The following is a 20,362-nucleotide window of genomic DNA, read 5'->3' as shown; positions in this document are numbered from 1 at the left end:
ACGATATCGTAAATCGCCATGAATGGACTAAGATTAAGAGATTGTTGATTGGAAATCATCCGAGACACCACCTAGAATTAGTACAATCATTATACATGAAAAAAGTGAAAGCTTCTTCGATGAAATCGAAGAAGCTTTTACTTTTTTTATTATGAGGACTTTTTCAGTGCCCTCCTTTTTAGAGGGGAGACGAGAGTATCTGGCCGTGCGTAGAAACGGTCAGGGCCCGTTCCTACCACATGCAATGTTGAAAACAAAAGGAGAAAGCAAGTGCAAATCATGTTGGATTCTGCATAGCAGCGATTTAAATATCGAAAAATTTATAGTTATGTTTAAAAACGAGGAAAGAATGCTAGATGAGTAACTGCGTGCTGATATTACGTAATAGAAAGCTTGTACAAAAAGGATTGATAAAACGAAAGACCGCAGTAAAATTTTGCTGCGGTTTTTTAATGTTCTATTTCAAAACACTTCATCTATTCTCCATCAGGAAGTTTTTCACGTTTAGGCAAGCTATAGATTTGTGGTATAGTGAGAAAGTATGTTTGCAGTAGAGGAAGGAGACTTAAACATGATTACATCTGCGCAAACTCCTTCATTAACAGAAACAATGAAAGAGTGGCATGAAGCGTTAGCATTTGAAATTAAACATTGGAAGACAGTTGGTGGAAGTAAATTATCCATTATAAATGGACGTTTTTTATATACAGATTATGAAAGTAGTGTTTATGTATTTCAACTCATTTCTGAAGTAAGTTTACCAGACGGAACACCGATTCGAATTGAATTTGACGGTGAGGAAGCAACTGGGGAAGTACTATCTGTTCAAGGCTTAGACATTGAAGTCAAACTCAATTGTTATATGCAGCAACATATACAGGAAGCGGCGTTGTACAGTGAGCCGTGGCAGCTTTTAGAACAGTTGCAAGAACGTTTAAAAGAAGTAAGAAAAGATAAACAAAGGCGTCAGCGCGTGAAACGGTTACTACAAGGAACGAGTGAACCAAAACATATTGCGAAAATGAAAACAGTGAAAAATGAACTTGCATACCGTGCTTTTTATAATGCAACAACGTACGTTTGGGGACCACCAGGAACCGGAAAATCATACAATTTATCACGCATTATTGCAACGCATTATCAAAGTGGAAAATCTGTTCTTGTATTAGCTCATAGTAACGCAGCGGTTGATGTATTAATGGGCGAAGTAACAAGGCAAATTGAGAAAAAAGAAAAGTGGGTACCGGGAGATGTGATTCGGTATGGTTTTAGTCAAAATGACCAAATTCGTAATCATGAAACGTTACTAACTACGCGATTAGTGGAATCAACAAATGAAGAATGGGAAGAAGAAAGGCTCTATTTAGAAGAATTAAGACAAGAATTAAGACAAAAAATTCTTTCTTATAAAGCGACTTCTGCTGAAAAGAGAAAAATGCAGGAAATAGAAGGAGATCTTCGCAAGCAAAAAGCAAAAGTGAAAGAGGTTGAAAAAGAGTATATTGAAAATGCAAAAGTCATTGGGGCAACATTATCGAAATGTGCAATCGATTCACTTGTTTATGAAAGAACGTTTGACCTTGTAGTCGTAGATGAAGTAAGTATGGCATATGTTCCGCAAATTGCATTAGCAGCTTCTTTAGGAAAACGTATTGTAGTGTGCGGAGACTTTTTACAATTACCACCAATTGCCTTATCAAACCATGAACTTGTGAATAAGTGGCTAAAAGAAGATATGTTTTACCATGCGGGTATAGTAGAAGCGGTAAATGAACGTAAAAAGCATCCGAACTTATACATGTTGCAAGAGCAGCGTCGTATGCATCCGCATATTTCAAGCTTTACAAACGAATTTATTTATAAAAATGAAGTGTTCAATCATCCTTCTGTTACAGAGCGAGATAAAATAGCGACTTTACAGCCTTTCATGAAAGAAGCAGCAGTTTTACTAGATACAAGTAATATGGGCGCTTATTCATTAAAAGACGTAGCATCAAGTTCACGTTATAATATTTTTTCTGGACTAATAGCAATGCAGCTTACGCTAATTGGTTTAATGGATGGAATACCGTCAATTGGTATTGTAACTCCATATCGTGCACAGTCGCGTTTTTTATCAACATGCATTAGGGAATTGCTTCAGAAAACAAAGTTCAAAAATGCGCCTGTACTAGCAGCAACCGTTCATAAATTTCAAGGATCTGAGCGAGATATGATTTTATTCGATACAGTTGATAGTTATCCGCAAGAACGGCCGGGTGTGCTATTCTTTGATCAAAAAAATCACCGCCTCGTTAATGTTGCAGTAACGAGAGCGAGGGGGAAATTTATTCAGCTATCAGATTGTCAGTATATGAGGCAAAATCTTTCGCGAAAACAAGCTTTATCTCATTTAACCTCTCATTTACAAAGGCAAGGAGATGTGTATGATCGTACAACATTAAGATCAATTCTAGAGCGGAAGATTACGAAAAGATTGCGGTGGTTTGTACAAACAAGCAAAGAAGAAACGAAAGTATTATTAAAAGATATAATTTTAGCGAAAAAGAAAATTATTATATCCATTCCTAATTCAAGTCGCATGGATAAGAGGGTATGGCAAGCATTAGCACGTGCAGAAGCATCCGTAATGATCTATACAGAAGCTCAAGTTCCGATAAAAAACGTACAAGTGCATCGTCAAAACAAAGTAATGCCATTTGTTATCATCGATGATGAAATCATGTGGGTAGGTGCCCCGTTAACATCTCAGATGATCTTTGATGGTAGTCCGGAATTTCCGTATATAACAGCGAGACTACAAGCACCGCAAACAATTGGAGTATTAAAAGGGTTTTTAGATATAAAGACATAAAACCATTTTTCTAGACGGTCGAGAGTATCTGACCATGCATAGAAGCGGTCAGGGCCTTTTTTTGCCACATGCGAAGTTCAAACAAAAGGAGAAAGCAAGTGTAGGATTCTTTTTTTCTGCATAGCAGCAATCTATATGACGGAAAATTAAAATGGATTCATATAGTTTAGGAAATAAATCAAAAATAACCTCAGACAAAAAGTTCCTGGGGTTATTTGGTGTAAAGGAATGATGTCGAATTTGTCGAATAAATGTTATGAGGTGAAAGAAATGGAATTGTTAACAGCAATAGATGAAAATTGTAAAGAAGAAATACGATGTTGTTTATATAAGGAAGAGATGTTTCAGACATTAGCGATTCAAGGTTTAGAAAATGAACAACTTGGAGAATGGTATGTGGAGAGGGCTGACAATAAAGTAACGAGTATTTTGTATATAAAGGATGAAGGGAATGCATCTTTTACTACATTTTGGGTAAAAGACAAAACCAAGCTTGAAGTTATCGCACAACAGATTAAGTGTTTGAAAAGAAGCTCTATACTTCTTGCTGGGAAGAGTGAATATGTAGAAAGTATTTTCAAGTATTTAGGGATAAAGAAAGAGATTAGTAGAGATATTCATTATGTATATAGTCAGAAGCTTACCAAGGATACAGATATTTCAATAGTTAGAAAAGCAATTCATAATGAATATGACATATCATACATTCATAAATTTTTTATTCATTTTTTTCAGCCGAGTAGTGAGGAGCAGCTGCAGCGTTTAATCAATAAAGAAAAAATAAGCAATGATATTGAGAAAGGGATTTATTTTGTTATGCATGACAATGTCCCGATCGGTATGGGAAGATACGGAAGTTATACAAAGAATTATATTGAATTCACAACATTTTATATTGAAGAAAAATTTCGTAGGCAGAAATATGGACAAAAATTATTGTCTTATATGATTGCAGATTGTTTGAAGTGTGGAAAAATCCCTATTTTACAAACATCTTCTAATATTATATCAGCTAGAAGTTTATACGAAAAACTTGGTTTTAAAGAAGTAACAGACTATAGTTTTACATTTATCCCGCATTAACGGGCAATAAGATTCTCCCACCTCAAGAGATAGACAAAAGCAAAGAAGAGAGGTGGGGAGTTAATTAAGAACAAGACCAATTTTTCCTTATTTCCTCTACTACAACCTCTGGATTATCGCAATGTAGCATATGAGTTGTATTAGGAATGCATTTTACTGTTCCTCTTGTTTTCTGCTCAAAAATATTTGCTGTCTTATCTCGGTATTCGTTCCAGCTGCTCGGCAATGTAGCTCTTAGTAATATGATATTGGATGGCAAGTTTTCATAAATATCTGCTGTTTCGTGTTTATGCATAGCTTTAATAATATTTCCAGCTGTTATGCCTCTTGCGTGCCAATATATTTTATTGTTTTTTTCGAAGCCAAGATCCTTTACAGACATTTCTATGAGCGGAGACCACCTTGTATATACTTTTTTTTCACTATTGAAAAACCCTTTCCAATCATCAAACACATATTCTTCAAAATCTTTTTCATAGTACGCTACTTCTTCTTCCATAGTTTGGTTCTTAAGTTTTTTCGTTTGATAACCGCCATCAATGAGAATGGAATCTTTTACTCTTTTTGGATATTCCGCTAAATAAAATAATGATGCAAAACTTCCCCAAGAATGTGATAAGAAATAAAATTGGCCAATATCAAGATGATCCAATAAGTCATTTAGCCACGTCGCCAAACGAGGCATTTCGTATTCTTCAGCTTGTTCAAATGGAGCTGTTTTACCGTGTCCAGGCGCATCAATTGCAATTACCCTATACTCCTCTTTAAGTTGTTCAGCAATTTCGATAAAGCTAAGACTCGTGCCGCCTAATCCGTGTAAACAAAAGATTACAGGGGTATTTTTTCTTCCCCATTCTGTAATATGTACATCTATTTTTCCATTTTTAACAAAATAACGTTTCAAAATATATTTCCTCCTAAAGTCTTTTTGGTCTAAAGTTTTGAAAATTTATACAATTAATATTATTATATAATGGAGATGAAAAATAAAGGGGACTGTCCAGTGGAAATTGTACATAATCGAGCAAAATTGCAGTTACTATCTATAAATGATGTAAGACCATTGTATGCCATCATTGAAAAATACCCAGATATTTGGACATATTTAATCGCGAAAATGGATTGCATGGAAGATATGGAAAGATTAGTTGAAGAATCAATAGAAAAGTATAAAAAGAGAATTGACCTTCCGTTTACTGTAATTGATCAAACAACAAATGAGATTGTGGGAACGACGCGGCTATACAACGTATCAATTGATTGTAAAACAGCCGAACTCGGGCATACTTGGTACAGTCCAATTGTACAACGAACAAGTGTAAATACAGAGTGCAAATATATGATGCTTCGCTATGCATTTGAAGAGCTAGGCATGTTACGTGTCCAAATTAAAACCGATGCTCGTAATGAAAAGTCACAACGAGCAATTGAAAGGTTAGGGGCAGTTAAAGAAGGAGTAACGCGAAATGAACGCCAACTTCCAAATGGATACGTGAGGGATGCGGTTGTTTATAGTATTATTTCAGCAGATTGGCCAAGTATAAAAGAACAGTTAGAAAATAAATTAATGTGTTATAGGTAGAGGGGGATAAAGTTGCCGTATATAGAAACAGAACGTTTAAAAATGATTACTTTCACATTAGAATTAGTAGAGGCTACAATAAAAGGGAATGAGGAGCTTTCAAAAGTAATTCCTTATAAAGTTTCGAATCAATGGCCAATGCTTGATTATGCGGAAATTTTACCTTGGAAAGCAGAGAGGCTACAGGAAAATCCAGAGAGTAGTAGGTGGAGTGGTCTTATTATTCATAAAGATGATGATACAATAATTGGTGATATGGGCTGTAAAGGCGGTCCAGATGTAAATGGAATTGTTGAAATAGGCTATAGTATTGTCCCAGATTACCAAGGAAAAGGATATGCTACAGAAATGGTAAAAGGCCTTGTGGAGTGGTTATTAAATCAGGAGAATATAACGACAATTAAGGCGGAATGTTTAACAAGTAATACTGCTTCTGCAAGAGTATTGGAGAAATCTGGTTTTTGTTGTGTGCTACAGGAAGATGATATGAAATATTGGATTTTGAAATAACAGTCAAAGAGAAATGCCTCCTAGTATGCTAGGGGCATTTTTTTCTTACAAAATGATTACGTATTTTATATACTTTTTTTTCATGATTCCATTCTGCGGAAAAATTCGCTACAATATAGAAGTTGAGAGTTTGAGAGAAATATAAGTTGTTATTGTAAATAGACCATTTTTATATAATTTAAAAACATTTTCTTTTTTGGGGGGACGAGAGCATCTGGCCGCGCATAGAAGCGGTCAAGGCCTTTTCCTACCACATGCAAAGTTTGAAACAAAAGGAGCAAGCATGTAGCGATTATGTTGAATCTTGCATAGCGGTGACTTAGATGGTGAAAAAATGGAACGGATATATCTTAATGTGAAATATAAAAGTCTCTTTTTATTACAATCTCTATTATAGAACTGCTTTTAAAGAAGATACCTTCTTTCAGATGAATTCAAATAACAAGTTGACCGATTATTCGATTAAACGAATTTTGTATAAAGTATGTATGAGTTACGGGGGCTATAAGTTTATGAAGAAAAAAAGAAGTATAAAATTAAGGGTGGTACAGGCACTCTTATTCATACTTGGTTCCATTATTGTATTTGTCGGGTATGCGGCGTATGATATTTGGCATTATCGTTCTAAGACAGATCAAGTTAATACAGATGCGGCAGTTGTGCTAGGGGCTGCTTCTTGGAATGGAAAACCGTCACCGGTGCTTCGCGAGAGAATTAATCATGCCATTTCTCTCTATCAAAATGGAGATGTTAAAAAAATTATTTTTACAGGTGGTACGAAATTTGAAGCGGAACTAGAAGAAGCACGTACGTCAAAAATATATGCATTAAAGCATGGTGTGAAGGATGAAGATATTTTAATTGAAACGGAGTCGCGTTTTACTGAAGAGAATTTAAAAAATGCTCTGCAGATTGGAAAAGATAATGGCATACAAACGTATACAATTGTAAGTGATCCACTTCATATGAAACGAGCGATGCGAATTGCTAAGCATCTCGGTATGGATGCATATTCTTCACCAACACCAACGTCTGCGTACCGCAGCCTAGACACAGAGTTACCGTTCTTTTTTAAAGAGTTATGTTCTTATATTGGTTATGTTGCATCCTTACCTGTTCGGTTTTTCAAGGGTGATGGGTAAGGGAGATTTCCTAATGTATTAGGAAATCTTTTTTTGTTTAAAACATTGTTTTTATATCGGAATAGTGAGACAATTGAAGTGTAGATTAATATGTTTAAGGAAAAGAATGTGTAAAGTGAAGTATCCATGAACGAAATTTTTGTCGTGTAATAACTAAAGAGAATTGTATGCATATAATTTTAGGATGACGATGAAAGGATTGATGAAATGGATTTTGTAAGAACGAAAGAGCAACAAGAGCGGCTTAGTAAATTACAACCATATATCACTCTATTTTCAAAGAGAGAACAGCAGTTAGATAAATTGTATTCATTTCCTTTTGAAAATGTAGTAGATTTAAAGGGAATTGGGTATACATCATGGACAGTTCCAAAGGACGAAGGTGGGATAGGCATATCCTTATATGATCTTTTACTTTTTCAAGAATACATTGCACAAGGCGATGGTGCAACGGCACTATGTATGGGATGGCATCTTGGGATTATGCATGAACTTTCAGAAAATCGTTCATGGGATAAGAGAATGTTTTCTTGGCTTTGCAAAAAGGTGAAAAACGGAGCGCTTATAAACCGTGCTGCAACGGAACGAAACACGGGGAGTCCGACAAGAGGAGGAAGGCTAGAGACAACAGCATTACGAAAAGGAGATAAGTGGATTATTTCAGGACAAAAAACATTTACAACAATGGCACCGGTATTAGATTATTTCTTTGTTTCCGCATCTATAGAAGGAACGGAAGAAGTAGGTGAATTTCTTGTTCCGCGTCATACAGAGGGTGTTTCAATTGAAGAAACGTGGGATAGTGTAGCTATGCGCGGTACAGCAAGTCATGATTTAATTTTAGAACAAGTAGCAGTTCCGTATAAATATTTTGTTGAGAAAATTTCTCCTCGTAATATAGAAAAGAGAAGAGGATGGCTTCTTCACATTCCGGCTTGTTATCTCGGAATTGCCCAAGCAGCGCGGCAGTATGCTTTGCAATTTGCTGCAACGTATCAACCGAATAGTTTGAAAGAGCCGATTGCAATGGTGCCAAATGTGCAAAGATTAATAGGAGAAATAGAATTAGAGTTGCTGCAATCCCGTTCGTTTTTATATAGTGTTGCAAAGCGGTATGAAGAAGAAAATAAACAGTGTATGCAAGCCGAGATGGCTGCGGTGAAGTATACGGTGACAAATGCAGTGATTTCTATAGTTGATAAGGCGATGCGTATCGTCGGAGCAAGGAGTTTATCTGAAAAAAATCCATTACACCGTTATTATTTACATGTGCGAGCTGGCCTTCATAATCCTCCAATGGATGATATGACAATTTCATTATTAGCACAGAATGCTTTGCAAGATTTTGGTGTTAAAAAATAGGTACTACTATCCTTTTTCGTATATAATAAAATGGACAATGTACAAAAAGGAGTTTAAGAATGCTAGAAGTCATCGCAACATGTTTAGAAGATGCCAAACGGATTGAGCGTGGCGGTGGGAAACGGATCGAATTAATTACAGCTTTTACAGAAGGTGGTCTTACACCAAGCTTTGCGTTAATAAAAAACGTGATACGCGCTGTTTCTATTCCGGTGCATGTAATGATTCGTCCGCATGCTAAGTCTTTCGTATATTTTAATGAAGAAATAGAATTAATGAGAGAAGATATTCGAGTGGCAAAAGAGCTTGGTGCAGCTGGTGTTGTATTAGGTGTTTTAAATGAAAAGAATGAAATTGATGAAGAAAAGTTAGCAAAATTATTAGAAGTAGTAGAGGGAATGAACGTGACGTTTCACCGTGCAATTGATGAAATGGCAGATTTAGTAGTAGCTGTCAAAACATTGCGGAAGTTTAAGGAAGTCACACATATTTTAACATCTGGTGGACAAGGGAAAATAGAAGATAACATTTCGGTCTTGCGCCAAATGCACGAGGCAAGTGAAGGGCAAATAGAAATGATTGTTGGTAGTGGTATCACGAAAGAGAATGTACAACGATTACTACATGAAACAGAGATTACACAAGCTCACGTAGGTACAGCGGTAAGAGAAGAAAAATCGTGCTTTGGTGAAGTTGTTGTTCAAAATGTACAAGAAATCGCAAAAATGACTAGTTGTTAAAGGAGATAGGGAATAGATGAAAAAGAGTGAAGTTATGTCATGGGTTAAAAGTATTGCTTTCGCTTTAATTATTGCATTTGTTTGCCGGGCGTTTTTATTTACACCATCGCTTGTGCAAGGAGAATCTATGATGCCAACGCTAGAAAACAATGAGAGAATGGTTGTAAATAAAATTGGCTATAGTGTACAAGGATTAGATCGTTTTGAAATTATCGTCTTTCATGGGAATGAAGGTCATGATTTAGTGAAACGAGTAATTGGATTACCGGGAGACACAATTGAATATAAACACGATATTTTATACGTAAATGGTAAACCAGTTGCTGAACCGTATTTAGATGAATATAAAAAGCAGGTATCAGGTGATGTGTTAACTCCTGATTTCACGTTAGAAGGAATAACTGGACAAAAAACTGTTCCAAAAGATTCTGTATTTGTACTAGGAGATAATCGTCAAGTATCTAAAGATAGCCGACGATTTGGATTTGTTTCTGAAAAGCAAATTGTTGGAAAAGGTTCAGCAGTATTTTGGCCACTGGAAAATGTTAGAGCGTTATAATTGTTTTTGGAAGGAATCAAAACTTATTTGGAGTTTTGATTCCTTCTTTTATTTTTATCCCGCTATTCGCGGGCAGTAATACTCCCGCCTCAAAATTCAGCAAAAGCATTGTCCAGTTCCAGTGGCTAGAATGTTCGGTGGCTACGCTTCTTCCTGCGAGGCAAAAAACATTTCTACGTCAGAAGCTCCATCCCCCCCTCACATTCTGGACGAGCTACTTCCGCTTTTCTTAAGAAGTTAGGCGGGATAACTTATAAAGGAAATATTTCCAAGTTATTGCGAATGCCTGTTATAATGAAAAAAGAATGATACATAGAGGTGAATGTTGTGCAGCAATATGGAGAAGTGCGTTCTATCATTAACAACGCTAAGAAAATTACAGTGTTAACTGGAGCAGGTGCAAGTACAGAAAGTGGGATTCCAGACTTTCGTTCAGCAAATGGTTTATATGCAGATGCAAATGTGGAAATGTATTTATCAAGAGGATATTATAATCGAAATCCGAAAGAATTTTGGAAACATTACAAAGCAATTTTTCAAATTGATACATTCCATCAATATAAACCGAATGATGGACATGCGTTTCTTGCACAGTTAGAGCAGACGGGAAAAGATATTGTAGTGTTAACACAAAATATTGACGGCCTTCATCAATTGAGCGGGAGTACACGTATCATTGATTTACATGGTACGCTTCAATCTGCTCATTGTCCGAAGTGTCGTGCAAAATACAACTTACAATATATGATTGAACATGAAGTACCGCGCTGTGAAAAGTGTAATTTCATTTTGAATCCAGATGTTGTGTTATATGGAGATACATTACCGCAATTTCAAAAGGCTGTTGAAAGGGTATATGAAACGGATATATTGCTTGTGATGGGAACGTCATTGAAAGTGCAGCCTGTCGCATCCTTTCCGCAAATAGCAAAACGAGAAATAGGAGCAACAACAATACTTGTTAATAATGAACAAACAGGAAAAGAACAATATTTTGATTATGTATTTCATGAAACAATTGGGGAATTTGTGAAGGGAATTGCCGCAGATCAAGATAAGCCAGAGTAATTGTATTATATTTGTTAAAATCTCATCATAGTTACGAAAAAAGAGAGCTGTTGCAAAGGGGAGAGTAGTTTGGGGGAGAACGAAAGAACATTGCTGAAAATAATTGGAAATGCCAGCGTAGGAAATAGGTTTATTTTAGGGGTAGATGGATTAAGCCGTTCTGGCAAAACAACAATTGTGGAAAAACTTAGTCAAAATATGAAAGAAAAGAAGATCCCGTTTCATGTTTTTCATATTGACGATTATATTGCTGAGCGTGAAAAACGTTACAATACGGGGAATGAAGAATGGTATGAGTATTATAAATTACAATGGGATACGGACTGGTTAAGTCGTAATTTTTTCGGTAATCTAAAATCCACTAACCATCTGATTCTTCCTATTTATGATAATGAATCTGATACACATAGTCGGCAGGAAGTTCAACTTACTAACGCTTCAGTTATCATCGTAGAAGGTGTTTTTCTGCAGCGTAAAGAGTGGAGAAACTTCTATGATTATGTCGTATATCTAGATTGTCCAAGAAGTAAGAGGTTTCTTCGTGAAAGTGAGGATACTCAAAAGAACATTGCCAAATTTGAGAATAGATATTGGAAAGCTGAAGAATTTTATGTCAATACGGAAGCTCCTGATAAACATGCTGATTTGGTTCTAAAAGGATAGAATAAAACAAACAACGCATTGTGTTTTTCGATGCGTTGTTTGTTTTATTTTAAAAAGCATTATTTTTTTAGCGATAAACCATAAACAATCGTTTCACTTGGTGTTGTAATTTTAAATCCTGTATTGTAGTCTAGCGTCATTGTATTTCCGATATAATCTTTTGTAAAATCGTCCATTTGAATAACGAGCTGATCATCTTCAAATACAACATCATTTGCATTGTATTTATCAACTATTAAATCTATGTTTACATAGACAGTACAAGTGTTTCCGATACTTCCTTTTATTCTAACAATGATTTTATTTTTGTTTTGTAGCAATTGTTCTTTTGTTGTATTTGTAACACGAATATTCATATGATCACGTTCCTTTCCTAAACACCTATTTTAACAAAGAAACAATAATATATAAATCTAATTTTGATTTTTCAATATATTAGTTAATGGCATGTAAAACAAGAAGTGACCGCTACTTACTTTTTCCCTTTGTTGTAGACATTGCATGTGGAAGGAGAAGTCCTTGAGCGTTTCTATACACGCTAGATGCCATCGTTTGCCTAAAAACATATATACAGTAACACGAGAAAACCTACCAACAGAAGTTGATAGGTTTTGGTTGTTAAAGCTCACATTTATCTAATGGGATAACCTTTGTTTTCTTTGTAAATTTATAGCCTAACCAAAGTATTAAGAAAAGAGGTAAGCCAATATATGAAACGAGTACACCGTTCCAATCGATAGACTCGCCCATAAATGCACCGTAGTTTTGACCAAGAATAACGATTAAGCATAATGCAAATGCAAAGATAGGGCCGAATGGGAACCATTTTGCTTTATATGGTAAGTCATTTAAGTCTTTTCCTTGTGCAATATATGCTTTTCGGAAACGATAGTGACTAATTGCAATTCCGATCCAAGCGATGAAACCTGACATACCAGAGGCATTTAATAGCCATACATATACAACACCATCACCGAATAAAGAAGCTAAGAAAGCAGCACATCCAACTAATGATGTTGCAATCAATGCATTTACTGGTACGCCGCGACTATTTAATTTCCCTAAAAATTTAGGTGCTTTACCTTGGTTTGCTAAATCCCAGAGCATACGTGCTGATGCATACATACCAGAGTTACCTGCAGATAAAACAGCTGTTAAAATAACCGCGTTCATTACTGATGCTGCAAAAGCAATCCCCGCTTTTTCAAATACAAGTGTAAATGGACTTACTGTTATATCACTTGCTGCAAGGTTTTCGTTTGTATAAGGGATTAATAAACCGATTACGAGAATTGCAAAAATATAGAATAATAGAATTCGCCAAAAGATGCTGCGAATTGCTTTTGGGATGTTACGCTGTGGATCTTCAGTTTCGCCAGCTGCAACTCCTAATAATTCTGTTCCTTGGAATGAGAATCCAGCTGCCATAAATACACCGATAATTGCCATGAAGCCGCCGTTAAACGGTGCATCTGCAACTGTGAAGTTTTTAAAACCAACAGGTTCTCCGCCCATAATACCGAAAATCATAAGAAATCCGACAATTAAAAAGGCGATAACAGTTACAACTTTTATAAGTGCAAACCAATATTCCGCTTCGCCAAATCCTTTAACTGATAAATAATTTAAAAGAAACATAATAGCTAAACAAATTGCACTCCAAAGTAAGGAAGGCGTATTAGGAAACCAAAATTTCATAATTAATGTAACTGCAGAGAGTTCAGCAGCAATTGTGATAGCCCAGTTATACCAGTAGTTCCAACCTAATGCGAATCCAAGTGATGGATCAACAAACCTTGTTGCATAGGTGCTAAATGATCCTGCTACAGGCATGTAGGATGCTAATTCTGCTAAGCTTGTCATTAAAAAATATACCATAATACCAATTGCAGCATAGGCGACGAGAGCACCACCAGGACCAGCTGTATGGACAACACCACCGCTTGCTAGGAATAAACCTGTTCCAATTGTACCACCAAGTGAAATCATTGTAAGATGGCGAGATTTCAATCCGCGTCGTAGTTCATTAGATGTTTGTGCAGATTGTTTTGAAGTTGTAGAGGTAACGTTAGTAGTTGCGCCGTTCATGTTCAACACTCCTTTTCTTGTAAGATAGGAAGGAGCGGGGGGAATAAAAAAAACCGCCAAAGGACTTTAGCGGAGCATTTCAAAAATAGCCACCCCATCATACCTTCCGTTAAGATAGCGCCCCACGTTTACACGGTAATTTTGTAAACGTGACAGTTCTGTTCCTATTCGAAAACAGCCCCAGCATATACTTCCAGAGAAGAAGTATAAACTTCGGCAGCTTTTCCTTTTATCTAGAGTTATTGACGTTCTCTGTGTCTCGTCTAGATTACTAATAAAAGCCGCAACCTCTACCTCATCGGATTGATGAGGATTTTTCTATTACTATGATTTTTAATATATGGCAATTGTAATGATTTTCTGAAAATAGTGCAAGGACTTTTTTATAGAAATAAATGGCTATTTTAGAAAAGCGCTTTCAAAATTCATCCCGTCCTAAAAAAAGTATGTATGAAATAACCTCCTAATAAAAAAGGTTATACAATGGTTTCGTAAAATGTTTCGAAAAATCCTTCAAAATTAATAGAAAATTCAGACAAATATTTTTCGACAAATCTATTGAGATGAAATTTTTATTACTAAGAAGAATATAGAATGCTCTTTCTAGAAAAAATCCTTTATTCTTCCAATTAGCATAATTTTTTCATTATAATAAACATAAGTTGACAGAGTCTTTGTAATTTTAAGTCACAAGAAAGAATTGAAGTGTAATGTACAAAAAGGACAAAAGTATGGGGTGAGGAGATGTTACAGTTTGATCATCTTGTTCATGTAGTTAGATGCTCTCCAGCTGAGGCGATAGACCAAATGAAACTACATGGATTTCATGTAGTTCTAGGAGGGGAGCATACGAATTGGGGAACCCACAATAGTTTATGTTATTTTGATTTAGCATATATTGAGTTTTTAGCAGTGCAAAATCAAAAGGTTGCAAACCGAGCGGAGAATCCTCTTATTCAACAAGTTGTTCATAAGTTGCAAACAGGAGAAGGAATGCTTCAAATTGCGCTGCGCACAGAACATATGGAAGAGCTTGCTAAAAGGCTGGTGGAAAAGGGTTTTCGAATAAACGGTCCATTGGAAGGTAAACGTATGAGGGATGGCGGAACTCTCTTAAGGTGGAAGATGTTATTTATTGAACAAGAAGAAGGCGGTCCTAGATTTCCGTTTTTTATTGAGTGGAGTGAATCGGATGAAAAAAGAAGGGATGATTTACAGAGAAAAGGAGTAATTTCACCTCATAACAATAACATAATTGAAATGAAAACAGTTTTCTATACTATTACTAATGTAAATGAAACAAGCAAACACTGGGAAGAGTTACTGCAAATAGAAATGAGTCCTCCAACAATAAATAAGGAGTGGAATGCGGTAGTTCAAGGTTTTTCTCTCGGGAAAATAACCATTCAATTTTGTGAACCGATAGGGAATGGTATCGTTCGGGATCAATTAAAAAATCACGGTGAATTCCCATTTGCTGTAGAGTTTGAAGGGAAGGAAGACAATATGAGTATATGTCATATACGGAATGGTATGTACTTATTCACAAAGGAATTATGTTAATTGGAGAAAGTTAGAGTTATTAGAGGGTGGGAGAAAGATGGAACAACATTCGCTCGTTTTATGCGGGAAAAAGCATCTTGAATGGAAAAAAGAAGAGATTGGTAGATTGAAAGAAGACGAATTGTTAATTAAAACAATAGCAGGCGCTATAAGTATTGGAGCAGAATTACCTCAATATAATGAGAATGATAAAACAGAAACGAGGGCCACTTACCCTAAAGAAACCGGTTATGAGAGTTATGGTGAAGTTATAAGTGTTGGTAATTGTGTCGAGTCATTTAAAATTGGTGATCGGGTAGTTGCTTTTTACGGACATAAAACCCTTGGGATTGTGAAAGAGAATAAAGCGATCCCAATTCCAAGAGACGTCCCATATTCATTCGCTTTGTTGACAATACTATCGTGTGATGCTGCGAAAGGAGTACGGAAATTAAATCCCAAAGTGAATAGTAAGGTACTTGTAACTGGAGTAGGAACAGTGGGGTTACTTTCCGTTTATTACCTTAAACATGCACTAAATCTTTCTCAAATAGACATAATTGAACCAAATGAAGCTAGAAGGGAAATAGCGAAAACATTTGGTGCTACTAATCTGTATAGTCCGAATGAAATAAAGGAGAATTATTACGATTATGGGATTGAATGTTCAGCTACAAATTCAGCGTTTACATGCCTTCAAAAAGGTGTTAAAGAGAATGGAGAGATATGTATTTTATCAGATGGTAATAAAGAAGATTTTTATTTAACACCAGAGTTTTATGAAAAGGAACTACGTATAGTAGGTTCTAGTGATGGATTAGATTATAAAAGGCATGCAAGTTGGTTCTTACATTATGTCAAACATACTCCATTTGTAGGCCAGTTATTTGAACATGAAATAACACATCAAGAGCTCATTCGGTGTTTTCAAGAGTTGAGTGATGAAAAAATAAAACCAATAAAGGTATTGGTTAAATATATTAATTAAAGGTTTTAATTTGTTTGTGACAAAAGTATAGAATATGGATTTGTTGAGCCTTGTATTTTGTATTAAATCAAAGAAAATATTTCGGGGGAATTATTAATATAAGATTTTTAGATAATAACAAAAAATGAAAGGATGGTGTGAATTGAATAAGTTGCCAGCATTGGTTCAGCGATTTATCAAAGATAATTATGGAGAGCCGAAAATGATAGTTGAGCTAAGTGGTGTGAATAAAGAAAGAGGCGCATCTTGCTTACGCCTTTTGTTTGAAAAGCGCTCTGTTATAGTTAAAAAAACTATATATAAGAGAGAATATGATGTTTATAATCATTTAACGTCGTTTTTTCATAGTAAAAAGATTTATATTCCTAATACATATTACACGTATGAAGAAGAAAAAGGTTATTGGTTTGTAATTGAAGATATACCACTGCCATTTCCTAATACTAGATGGAAAGGTGATACAGAGCAAATAAAGTATTTATTTACTTTGCATTTCAATACCTGGAATCAAAACTTAAACATAAATGAACCATTCATCTTTCAATGGAGGAAGAATTTAGATAACAAAGCATTAAAATTACTACCATTGAATTTAAAAGCAGTAATTGAGGGTTTACGTATTGTATCTAAAGATATATTCGCTAAATTATGTTGTATATCCGGTGATCCTAATCCTACAAATTGGGGAATAAGAAATAATAATCAATTAGTTTTATTCGATTGGGAACGTATAGGATATGGGTCCCCTGCTATTGATCTTGCTATTATAATCCCTGGCTTAGGAACAGTTGATAAATCATTAGAAACTAGTATTGCCAACACATACATTAACTTTTGGAAAGCTACTTCAGTATCTTTTCCATATTCAGTTTCAGAATTAACACAGCAAATTACAATAGCTAAAATATGGAGTGCATTAGATTTTATAGTTAATAATGCAGATACATTAGAAAAACAAACACTTGAGCTTATAGTCAAACAGTTAAGTGATAAATTAGAATACGAACATGCGACTTTGCAGAAGATGTAACAAATTTAAGTAACGGATTTTATGTAAATAAAAATTAAACTTCTTTTTTGGGGAATAAAAGGGTGATCATTCTAAGAAAAAGTAATTATTTTTGTTTGCATAATAAAATCGCTTGCCTCACAGCCCATTGTTGATGATCATGAACAAGCAACTGCTGTGCTTCAGAAGAAGATACCCAATGCAGGATATAGTCATCTTCTTGAGGGGTATGCTTTTCTTGTGTTTTGTTACATATGTAAAAATACCCATCATTTAAATAGTAAACGCCTTCTTTTTCAGCATAAAAGTAACGCTCAGCATTTCCAACATACTGCTGCACTTCAATTGCCCAGCCTAATTCTTCTAATAGTTCACGATGTAAGCAGCTTTCTTTTGTTTCACCATTTTCTATTCCACCGCTAGGTAAAAAGTAACGTATTCCTTTTTGGATAATGGCTATTTTAGTAGTATTTTCATTAAAAATAATTGCATAAGAACTTGGGCGTAAGATGTATTCTATATGCTGCTTCTTCTCGCCAAAAGAAGGTTTTATTTGCATATTTTTCACCTAATTTCATTTGTTTTAATTGAATTATCTCATATGATGATAGGAATCTGCAAAAATGAATTTTTAAGTTAAAAAGGAAAATGCATCTCAATATCTAATAACATAAATATCAATGGAAAAAGAGAGGGGATGACAAATGCACGTTAGGAAAATTAGACCTGAGGATTATACTACAATTCATTCTGTTATAAATGACTGGTGGGGCGGGAGACCGATGGCAGATATGCTGCCAAAGCTCTTTTTTGTTCATTTTCAAGAAACTAGCTTTATTGTTGAAATAGACAATGAAATCGCTGGCTTTTTATGTGGCTTTTTCTCGCAAACTTTTAAAGATGAAGCGTATGTTCATTTTATCGGTGTGAATCCGAAATTTAGAAGACAAGGGATTGCATCAGCACTGTATTCTTCTTTTTTTGATGCAGTTCGTTCCAATGGTCGTCACGTTGTAAAAGCAATAACATCTCCGGTTAACAAAAAATCTATACAATTTCATCGTGAGATCGGATTTGAGATTGAAGGGGGAGATGATGAAATAGATGGAGTGTCTGTACATACAAACTATGATGGAAAAGGCGGAAGTCGAGTGTTATTTATAAAGTATATGTGAATTACGATAAATTAAGGGTAATTTCCATAGTTTTAGTAAATGGAGGTTTTTAAAAGAATTAAGTAATATCAGAAGATTTAATAAAATACTAGAAGATTAGCCACAAATTTCTTAAAATGAAATTTGTGGCTTTTGATTTGTAAGTTAAGTATGGGGGGATAGAGATGGATATTGTTTTTACAGAAAACGGAAAGCGATTCAATTATCGCGTAGCAGCCGTTTGTATTGAAAATGGTCAGGTTCTTCTTCATCGCGGGAAGGGAGATAATTTTTGGTGTTTACCTGGCGGACGAGTTCAGATGCTTGAAAGTAGTGAGTCTGCTCTGAAAAGGGAGCTTCAAGAAGAATTAGAAGCGAATGCAAATGTAAAACGATTAATATGGGTTGTGGAGAAGTTTTTTACTTATGATAATCATGAGTTTCATGAAATTGGCTTTTACTATGAAACGCATTTAAAAGATGGTTCCATTCCAAAAACAGGTTCTTTTATAAGAGAAGATGCTGGGAGACAATTTGAATTTCAGTGGGCATCAATAGAAGAATTACATCTGTTTAATACACAACCGGCCTTTTTAAAAACAAAGCTCAAACATTTACCTGAGTGTGTAGAACATATTGTGACAACGTAAAGAAATAGGGAAATGTATGATAAAAAAGAGGATATAAAGGTATCCTCTTTTTTACGTGATGGAGTGAATCAGTACATATTAAAAGTAGCGGAAATCTCCTTATTTCACTTCAACTATTGGTGAATTTTCATGCTTAACGAGACAAGCTGCAAGTAAGCCTAGACCGAGTATGGCTGCAAGTAGAATAAACGTCGTAGTGAAACTGAAAGCTTTCATAAATGTAAAAGAGATAATTGGACCAAAACTTGTTCCAGCAAATAAAATGACTGTGTACATTGATATTGCAATACTACGAGCTTTACCTCCTAATTGACCAATAAGAGAAACTAAAGAAGGTACGGAGAGTGCAATACCACTTACAAAGACAATACTCATTACTGTTAAAAAGAATATGTTTGTAAGAAAGCCCATCGAAGCTAGGGCGAAAATGGAGAGAAGTAGCGCCCACCGAAGTACAAACAGAACGCTAAAACGTTTTGCTAATTTACCTGCTAGTGGAGACAATATCATTCCTAGGACCCCGAATGAACGAATATAAAGAAGTTCGTGATTGTTCATTTGGAAAGGTAGATTAGTTAAATACTGTCCTAAGGTGGTGTACATACTAACAAAAGACATGAGTAGAACAAACGCTATTACGTAACTAAATATTAGATTTTTATTAGTAAAGACAGTGCCGAGTTGCTTCATTGGCTCCCAAATATTTTTCTTTTGATTATGACTTATACTTGTTGGTAGTAACCAGAACACTATTGATGCAGTAAGAATATAAACTGCAGAAAGGGAGTAAAAAACAAATTGCCAATGAAATTGTTGGCTTACGTAAGCACTAAACACTTGACCGACGATTCCGGCAACGAGGAATCCTGTACTAATAAAACCAACAGCACCAACCTTTCTTTCGTTAGGGAATACTTCTAGTGTGTACGCTAACGCTACTGGTGAAAATGTTGCAGCAGCTAAACCTTGTAGACCCCTTAATACAACAATATATGAGAAAGAATGAACCATTCCAAGCAGTAATGAAATGACACTTAAAGAAATTAATCCAATGCATATAATGTTTTTGCGGCCATATTTTTCAGAAATCGCACCGTAAATAAAACATCCACTAGCAAAACCTATTGAAAATATACTAGAAGTTGTAGCTGCTTGCGATAGAGAAACATGAAAATTATCACTAAACATGGTAATGAGTGGGATACTTACATATAAACTGGACATAACAACCATCCCAGTCCAGCATAATATGAGTGTCATAAGATTATAGTTGTGCTGTTTTTCAAAATCGATCGCGATCATAAAATCACCTTCACCTTTATTTTAATTATATTAACTTATAGTTAGATAACCTAATTAAATGGCTAA

The 20,362-nt window shown here is 35.2% G+C and carries 20 protein-coding genes and 1 riboswitch; of the genes, 15 read left to right on the top strand and 5 right to left on the bottom strand.

What is annotated here, in order from left to right:
* Nucleotides 1–541: 541 nt before the first annotated feature.
* Together BR72_RS14530 and BR72_RS14525 are read left to right on the top strand one after the other, a co-directional pair.
* Nucleotides 542–2,854, top strand: coding sequence for an AAA domain-containing protein (locus BR72_RS14530; protein WP_035434013.1), 2,313 nt, complete (start codon nt 542–544; stop codon nt 2,852–2,854).
* 270 nt (nt 2,855–3,124) lie between these two features.
* Entirely contained in the window at nt 3,125–3,937 is an 813-nt protein-coding gene (locus BR72_RS14525; RefSeq protein WP_035434011.1) for a GNAT family N-acetyltransferase, read from the top strand.
* A gap of 64 nt (nt 3,938–4,001) precedes the next feature.
* Here BR72_RS14525 and BR72_RS14520 read toward each other — a convergent pair whose 3' ends face one another.
* Entirely contained in the window at nt 4,002–4,841 is an 840-nt protein-coding gene (locus BR72_RS14520) for an alpha/beta fold hydrolase (protein ID WP_035434008.1), read from the bottom strand.
* 99 nt (nt 4,842–4,940) lie between these two features.
* Between BR72_RS14520 and BR72_RS14515 the strand changes: the two genes are divergently transcribed.
* The 8 genes from BR72_RS14515 (at nt 4,941) to BR72_RS14480 (ending at nt 11,563) form a co-directional block, all read left to right on the top strand.
* Nucleotides 4,941–5,519 carry a GNAT family N-acetyltransferase gene (locus BR72_RS14515; protein ID WP_035434006.1) on the top strand — a complete coding sequence of 193 codons (579 nt, stop codon included), beginning with the start codon at nt 4,941–4,943 and terminating at the stop codon, nt 5,517–5,519.
* Between the two features lie 12 nt (nt 5,520–5,531).
* On the top strand, nt 5,532–6,029 hold the full coding sequence (locus tag BR72_RS14510; protein ID WP_090997266.1) for a GNAT family N-acetyltransferase: 498 nt from the start codon (nt 5,532–5,534) through the stop codon (nt 6,027–6,029).
* A 512-nt stretch (nt 6,030–6,541) separates the two neighbouring features.
* Entirely contained in the window at nt 6,542–7,171 is a 630-nt protein-coding gene (locus BR72_RS14505) for a YdcF family protein (RefSeq protein WP_035434004.1), read from the top strand.
* Nucleotides 7,172–7,378: 207 nt separating this feature from the next.
* On the top strand, nt 7,379–8,533 hold the full coding sequence (locus tag BR72_RS14500) for an acyl-CoA dehydrogenase family protein (protein ID WP_035434001.1): 1,155 nt from the start codon (nt 7,379–7,381) through the stop codon (nt 8,531–8,533).
* A gap of 59 nt (nt 8,534–8,592) precedes the next feature.
* On the top strand, nt 8,593–9,273 hold the full coding sequence (locus BR72_RS14495) for a copper homeostasis protein CutC (protein ID WP_035433998.1): 681 nt from the start codon (nt 8,593–8,595) through the stop codon (nt 9,271–9,273).
* Nucleotides 9,274–9,289: 16 nt separating this feature from the next.
* Nucleotides 9,290–9,832: a signal peptidase I gene (lepB, locus tag BR72_RS14490; RefSeq protein WP_035433996.1), complete on the top strand. Its 543-nt coding sequence runs from the start codon at nt 9,290–9,292 to the stop codon at nt 9,830–9,832.
* Between the two features lie 327 nt (nt 9,833–10,159).
* On the top strand, nt 10,160–10,900 hold the full coding sequence (locus BR72_RS14485; RefSeq protein ID WP_035433994.1) for an NAD-dependent protein deacylase: 741 nt from the start codon (nt 10,160–10,162) through the stop codon (nt 10,898–10,900).
* Between the two features lie 69 nt (nt 10,901–10,969).
* Nucleotides 10,970–11,563, top strand: a complete 594-nt coding sequence (locus tag BR72_RS14480; RefSeq protein ID WP_035433992.1) for a kinase — start codon at nt 10,970–10,972, stop codon at nt 11,561–11,563.
* A gap of 59 nt (nt 11,564–11,622) precedes the next feature.
* Here the strand turns inward: BR72_RS14480 and BR72_RS14475 are convergent, their stop codons facing one another.
* Nucleotides 11,623–11,919 carry an iron-sulfur cluster biosynthesis family protein gene (locus BR72_RS14475; protein ID WP_035433990.1) on the bottom strand — a complete coding sequence of 99 codons (297 nt, stop codon included), beginning with the start codon at nt 11,917–11,919 and terminating at the stop codon, nt 11,623–11,625.
* 262 nt (nt 11,920–12,181) lie between these two features.
* Nucleotides 12,182–13,651 carry an amino acid permease gene (locus BR72_RS14470; RefSeq protein ID WP_035433988.1) on the bottom strand — a complete coding sequence of 490 codons (1,470 nt, stop codon included), beginning with the start codon at nt 13,649–13,651 and terminating at the stop codon, nt 12,182–12,184.
* 107 nt (nt 13,652–13,758) lie between these two features.
* Nucleotides 13,759–13,952: riboswitch (Lysine riboswitch) on the bottom strand.
* 443 nt (nt 13,953–14,395) lie between these two features.
* Here BR72_RS14470 and BR72_RS14465 point away from each other — a divergent pair.
* The 3 genes from BR72_RS14465 (at nt 14,396) to BR72_RS24995 (ending at nt 17,211) form a co-directional block, all read left to right on the top strand.
* The gene (locus tag BR72_RS14465) at nt 14,396–15,214 is read left to right on the top strand and encodes a VOC family protein (protein WP_035433986.1); all 819 of its coding nucleotides are present in this window, start codon (nt 14,396–14,398) and stop codon (nt 15,212–15,214) included.
* A 37-nt stretch (nt 15,215–15,251) separates the two neighbouring features.
* Nucleotides 15,252–16,181, top strand: coding sequence for a zinc-binding dehydrogenase (locus BR72_RS14460; RefSeq protein ID WP_035434024.1), 930 nt, complete (start codon nt 15,252–15,254; stop codon nt 16,179–16,181).
* Nucleotides 16,182–16,323: 142 nt separating this feature from the next.
* Complete coding sequence (locus BR72_RS24995) at nt 16,324–17,211, top strand: phosphotransferase family protein (RefSeq protein ID WP_051957325.1); 888 nt, start codon at nt 16,324–16,326, stop codon at nt 17,209–17,211.
* A gap of 85 nt (nt 17,212–17,296) precedes the next feature.
* Here the strand turns inward: BR72_RS24995 and BR72_RS14450 are convergent, their stop codons facing one another.
* A complete protein-coding gene (locus BR72_RS14450; RefSeq protein ID WP_035433984.1) occupies nt 17,297–17,749 on the bottom strand; it encodes an NUDIX hydrolase in 453 nt (150 codons plus the stop codon).
* 145 nt (nt 17,750–17,894) lie between these two features.
* Between BR72_RS14450 and BR72_RS14445 the strand changes: the two genes are divergently transcribed.
* Together BR72_RS14445 and BR72_RS14440 are read left to right on the top strand one after the other, a co-directional pair.
* Entirely contained in the window at nt 17,895–18,365 is a 471-nt protein-coding gene (locus BR72_RS14445) for a GNAT family N-acetyltransferase (RefSeq protein WP_035433982.1), read from the top strand.
* A 164-nt stretch (nt 18,366–18,529) separates the two neighbouring features.
* A complete protein-coding gene (locus BR72_RS14440; RefSeq protein ID WP_035433981.1) occupies nt 18,530–18,994 on the top strand; it encodes an NUDIX hydrolase in 465 nt (154 codons plus the stop codon).
* 99 nt (nt 18,995–19,093) lie between these two features.
* Here BR72_RS14440 and BR72_RS14435 read toward each other — a convergent pair whose 3' ends face one another.
* Nucleotides 19,094–20,296, bottom strand: coding sequence for an MFS transporter (locus tag BR72_RS14435; RefSeq protein WP_035433979.1), 1,203 nt, complete (start codon nt 20,294–20,296; stop codon nt 19,094–19,096).
* Nucleotides 20,297–20,362 lie beyond the last annotated feature (66 nt).

The sequence above is a fragment of the Bacillus sp. UNC322MFChir4.1 genome, assembly GCF_000746135.1.
Lineage (GTDB): Bacteria > Bacillota > Bacilli > Bacillales > Bacillaceae_G > Bacillus_A.
This window is presented reverse-complemented; position numbering and strand designations above follow the sequence as displayed.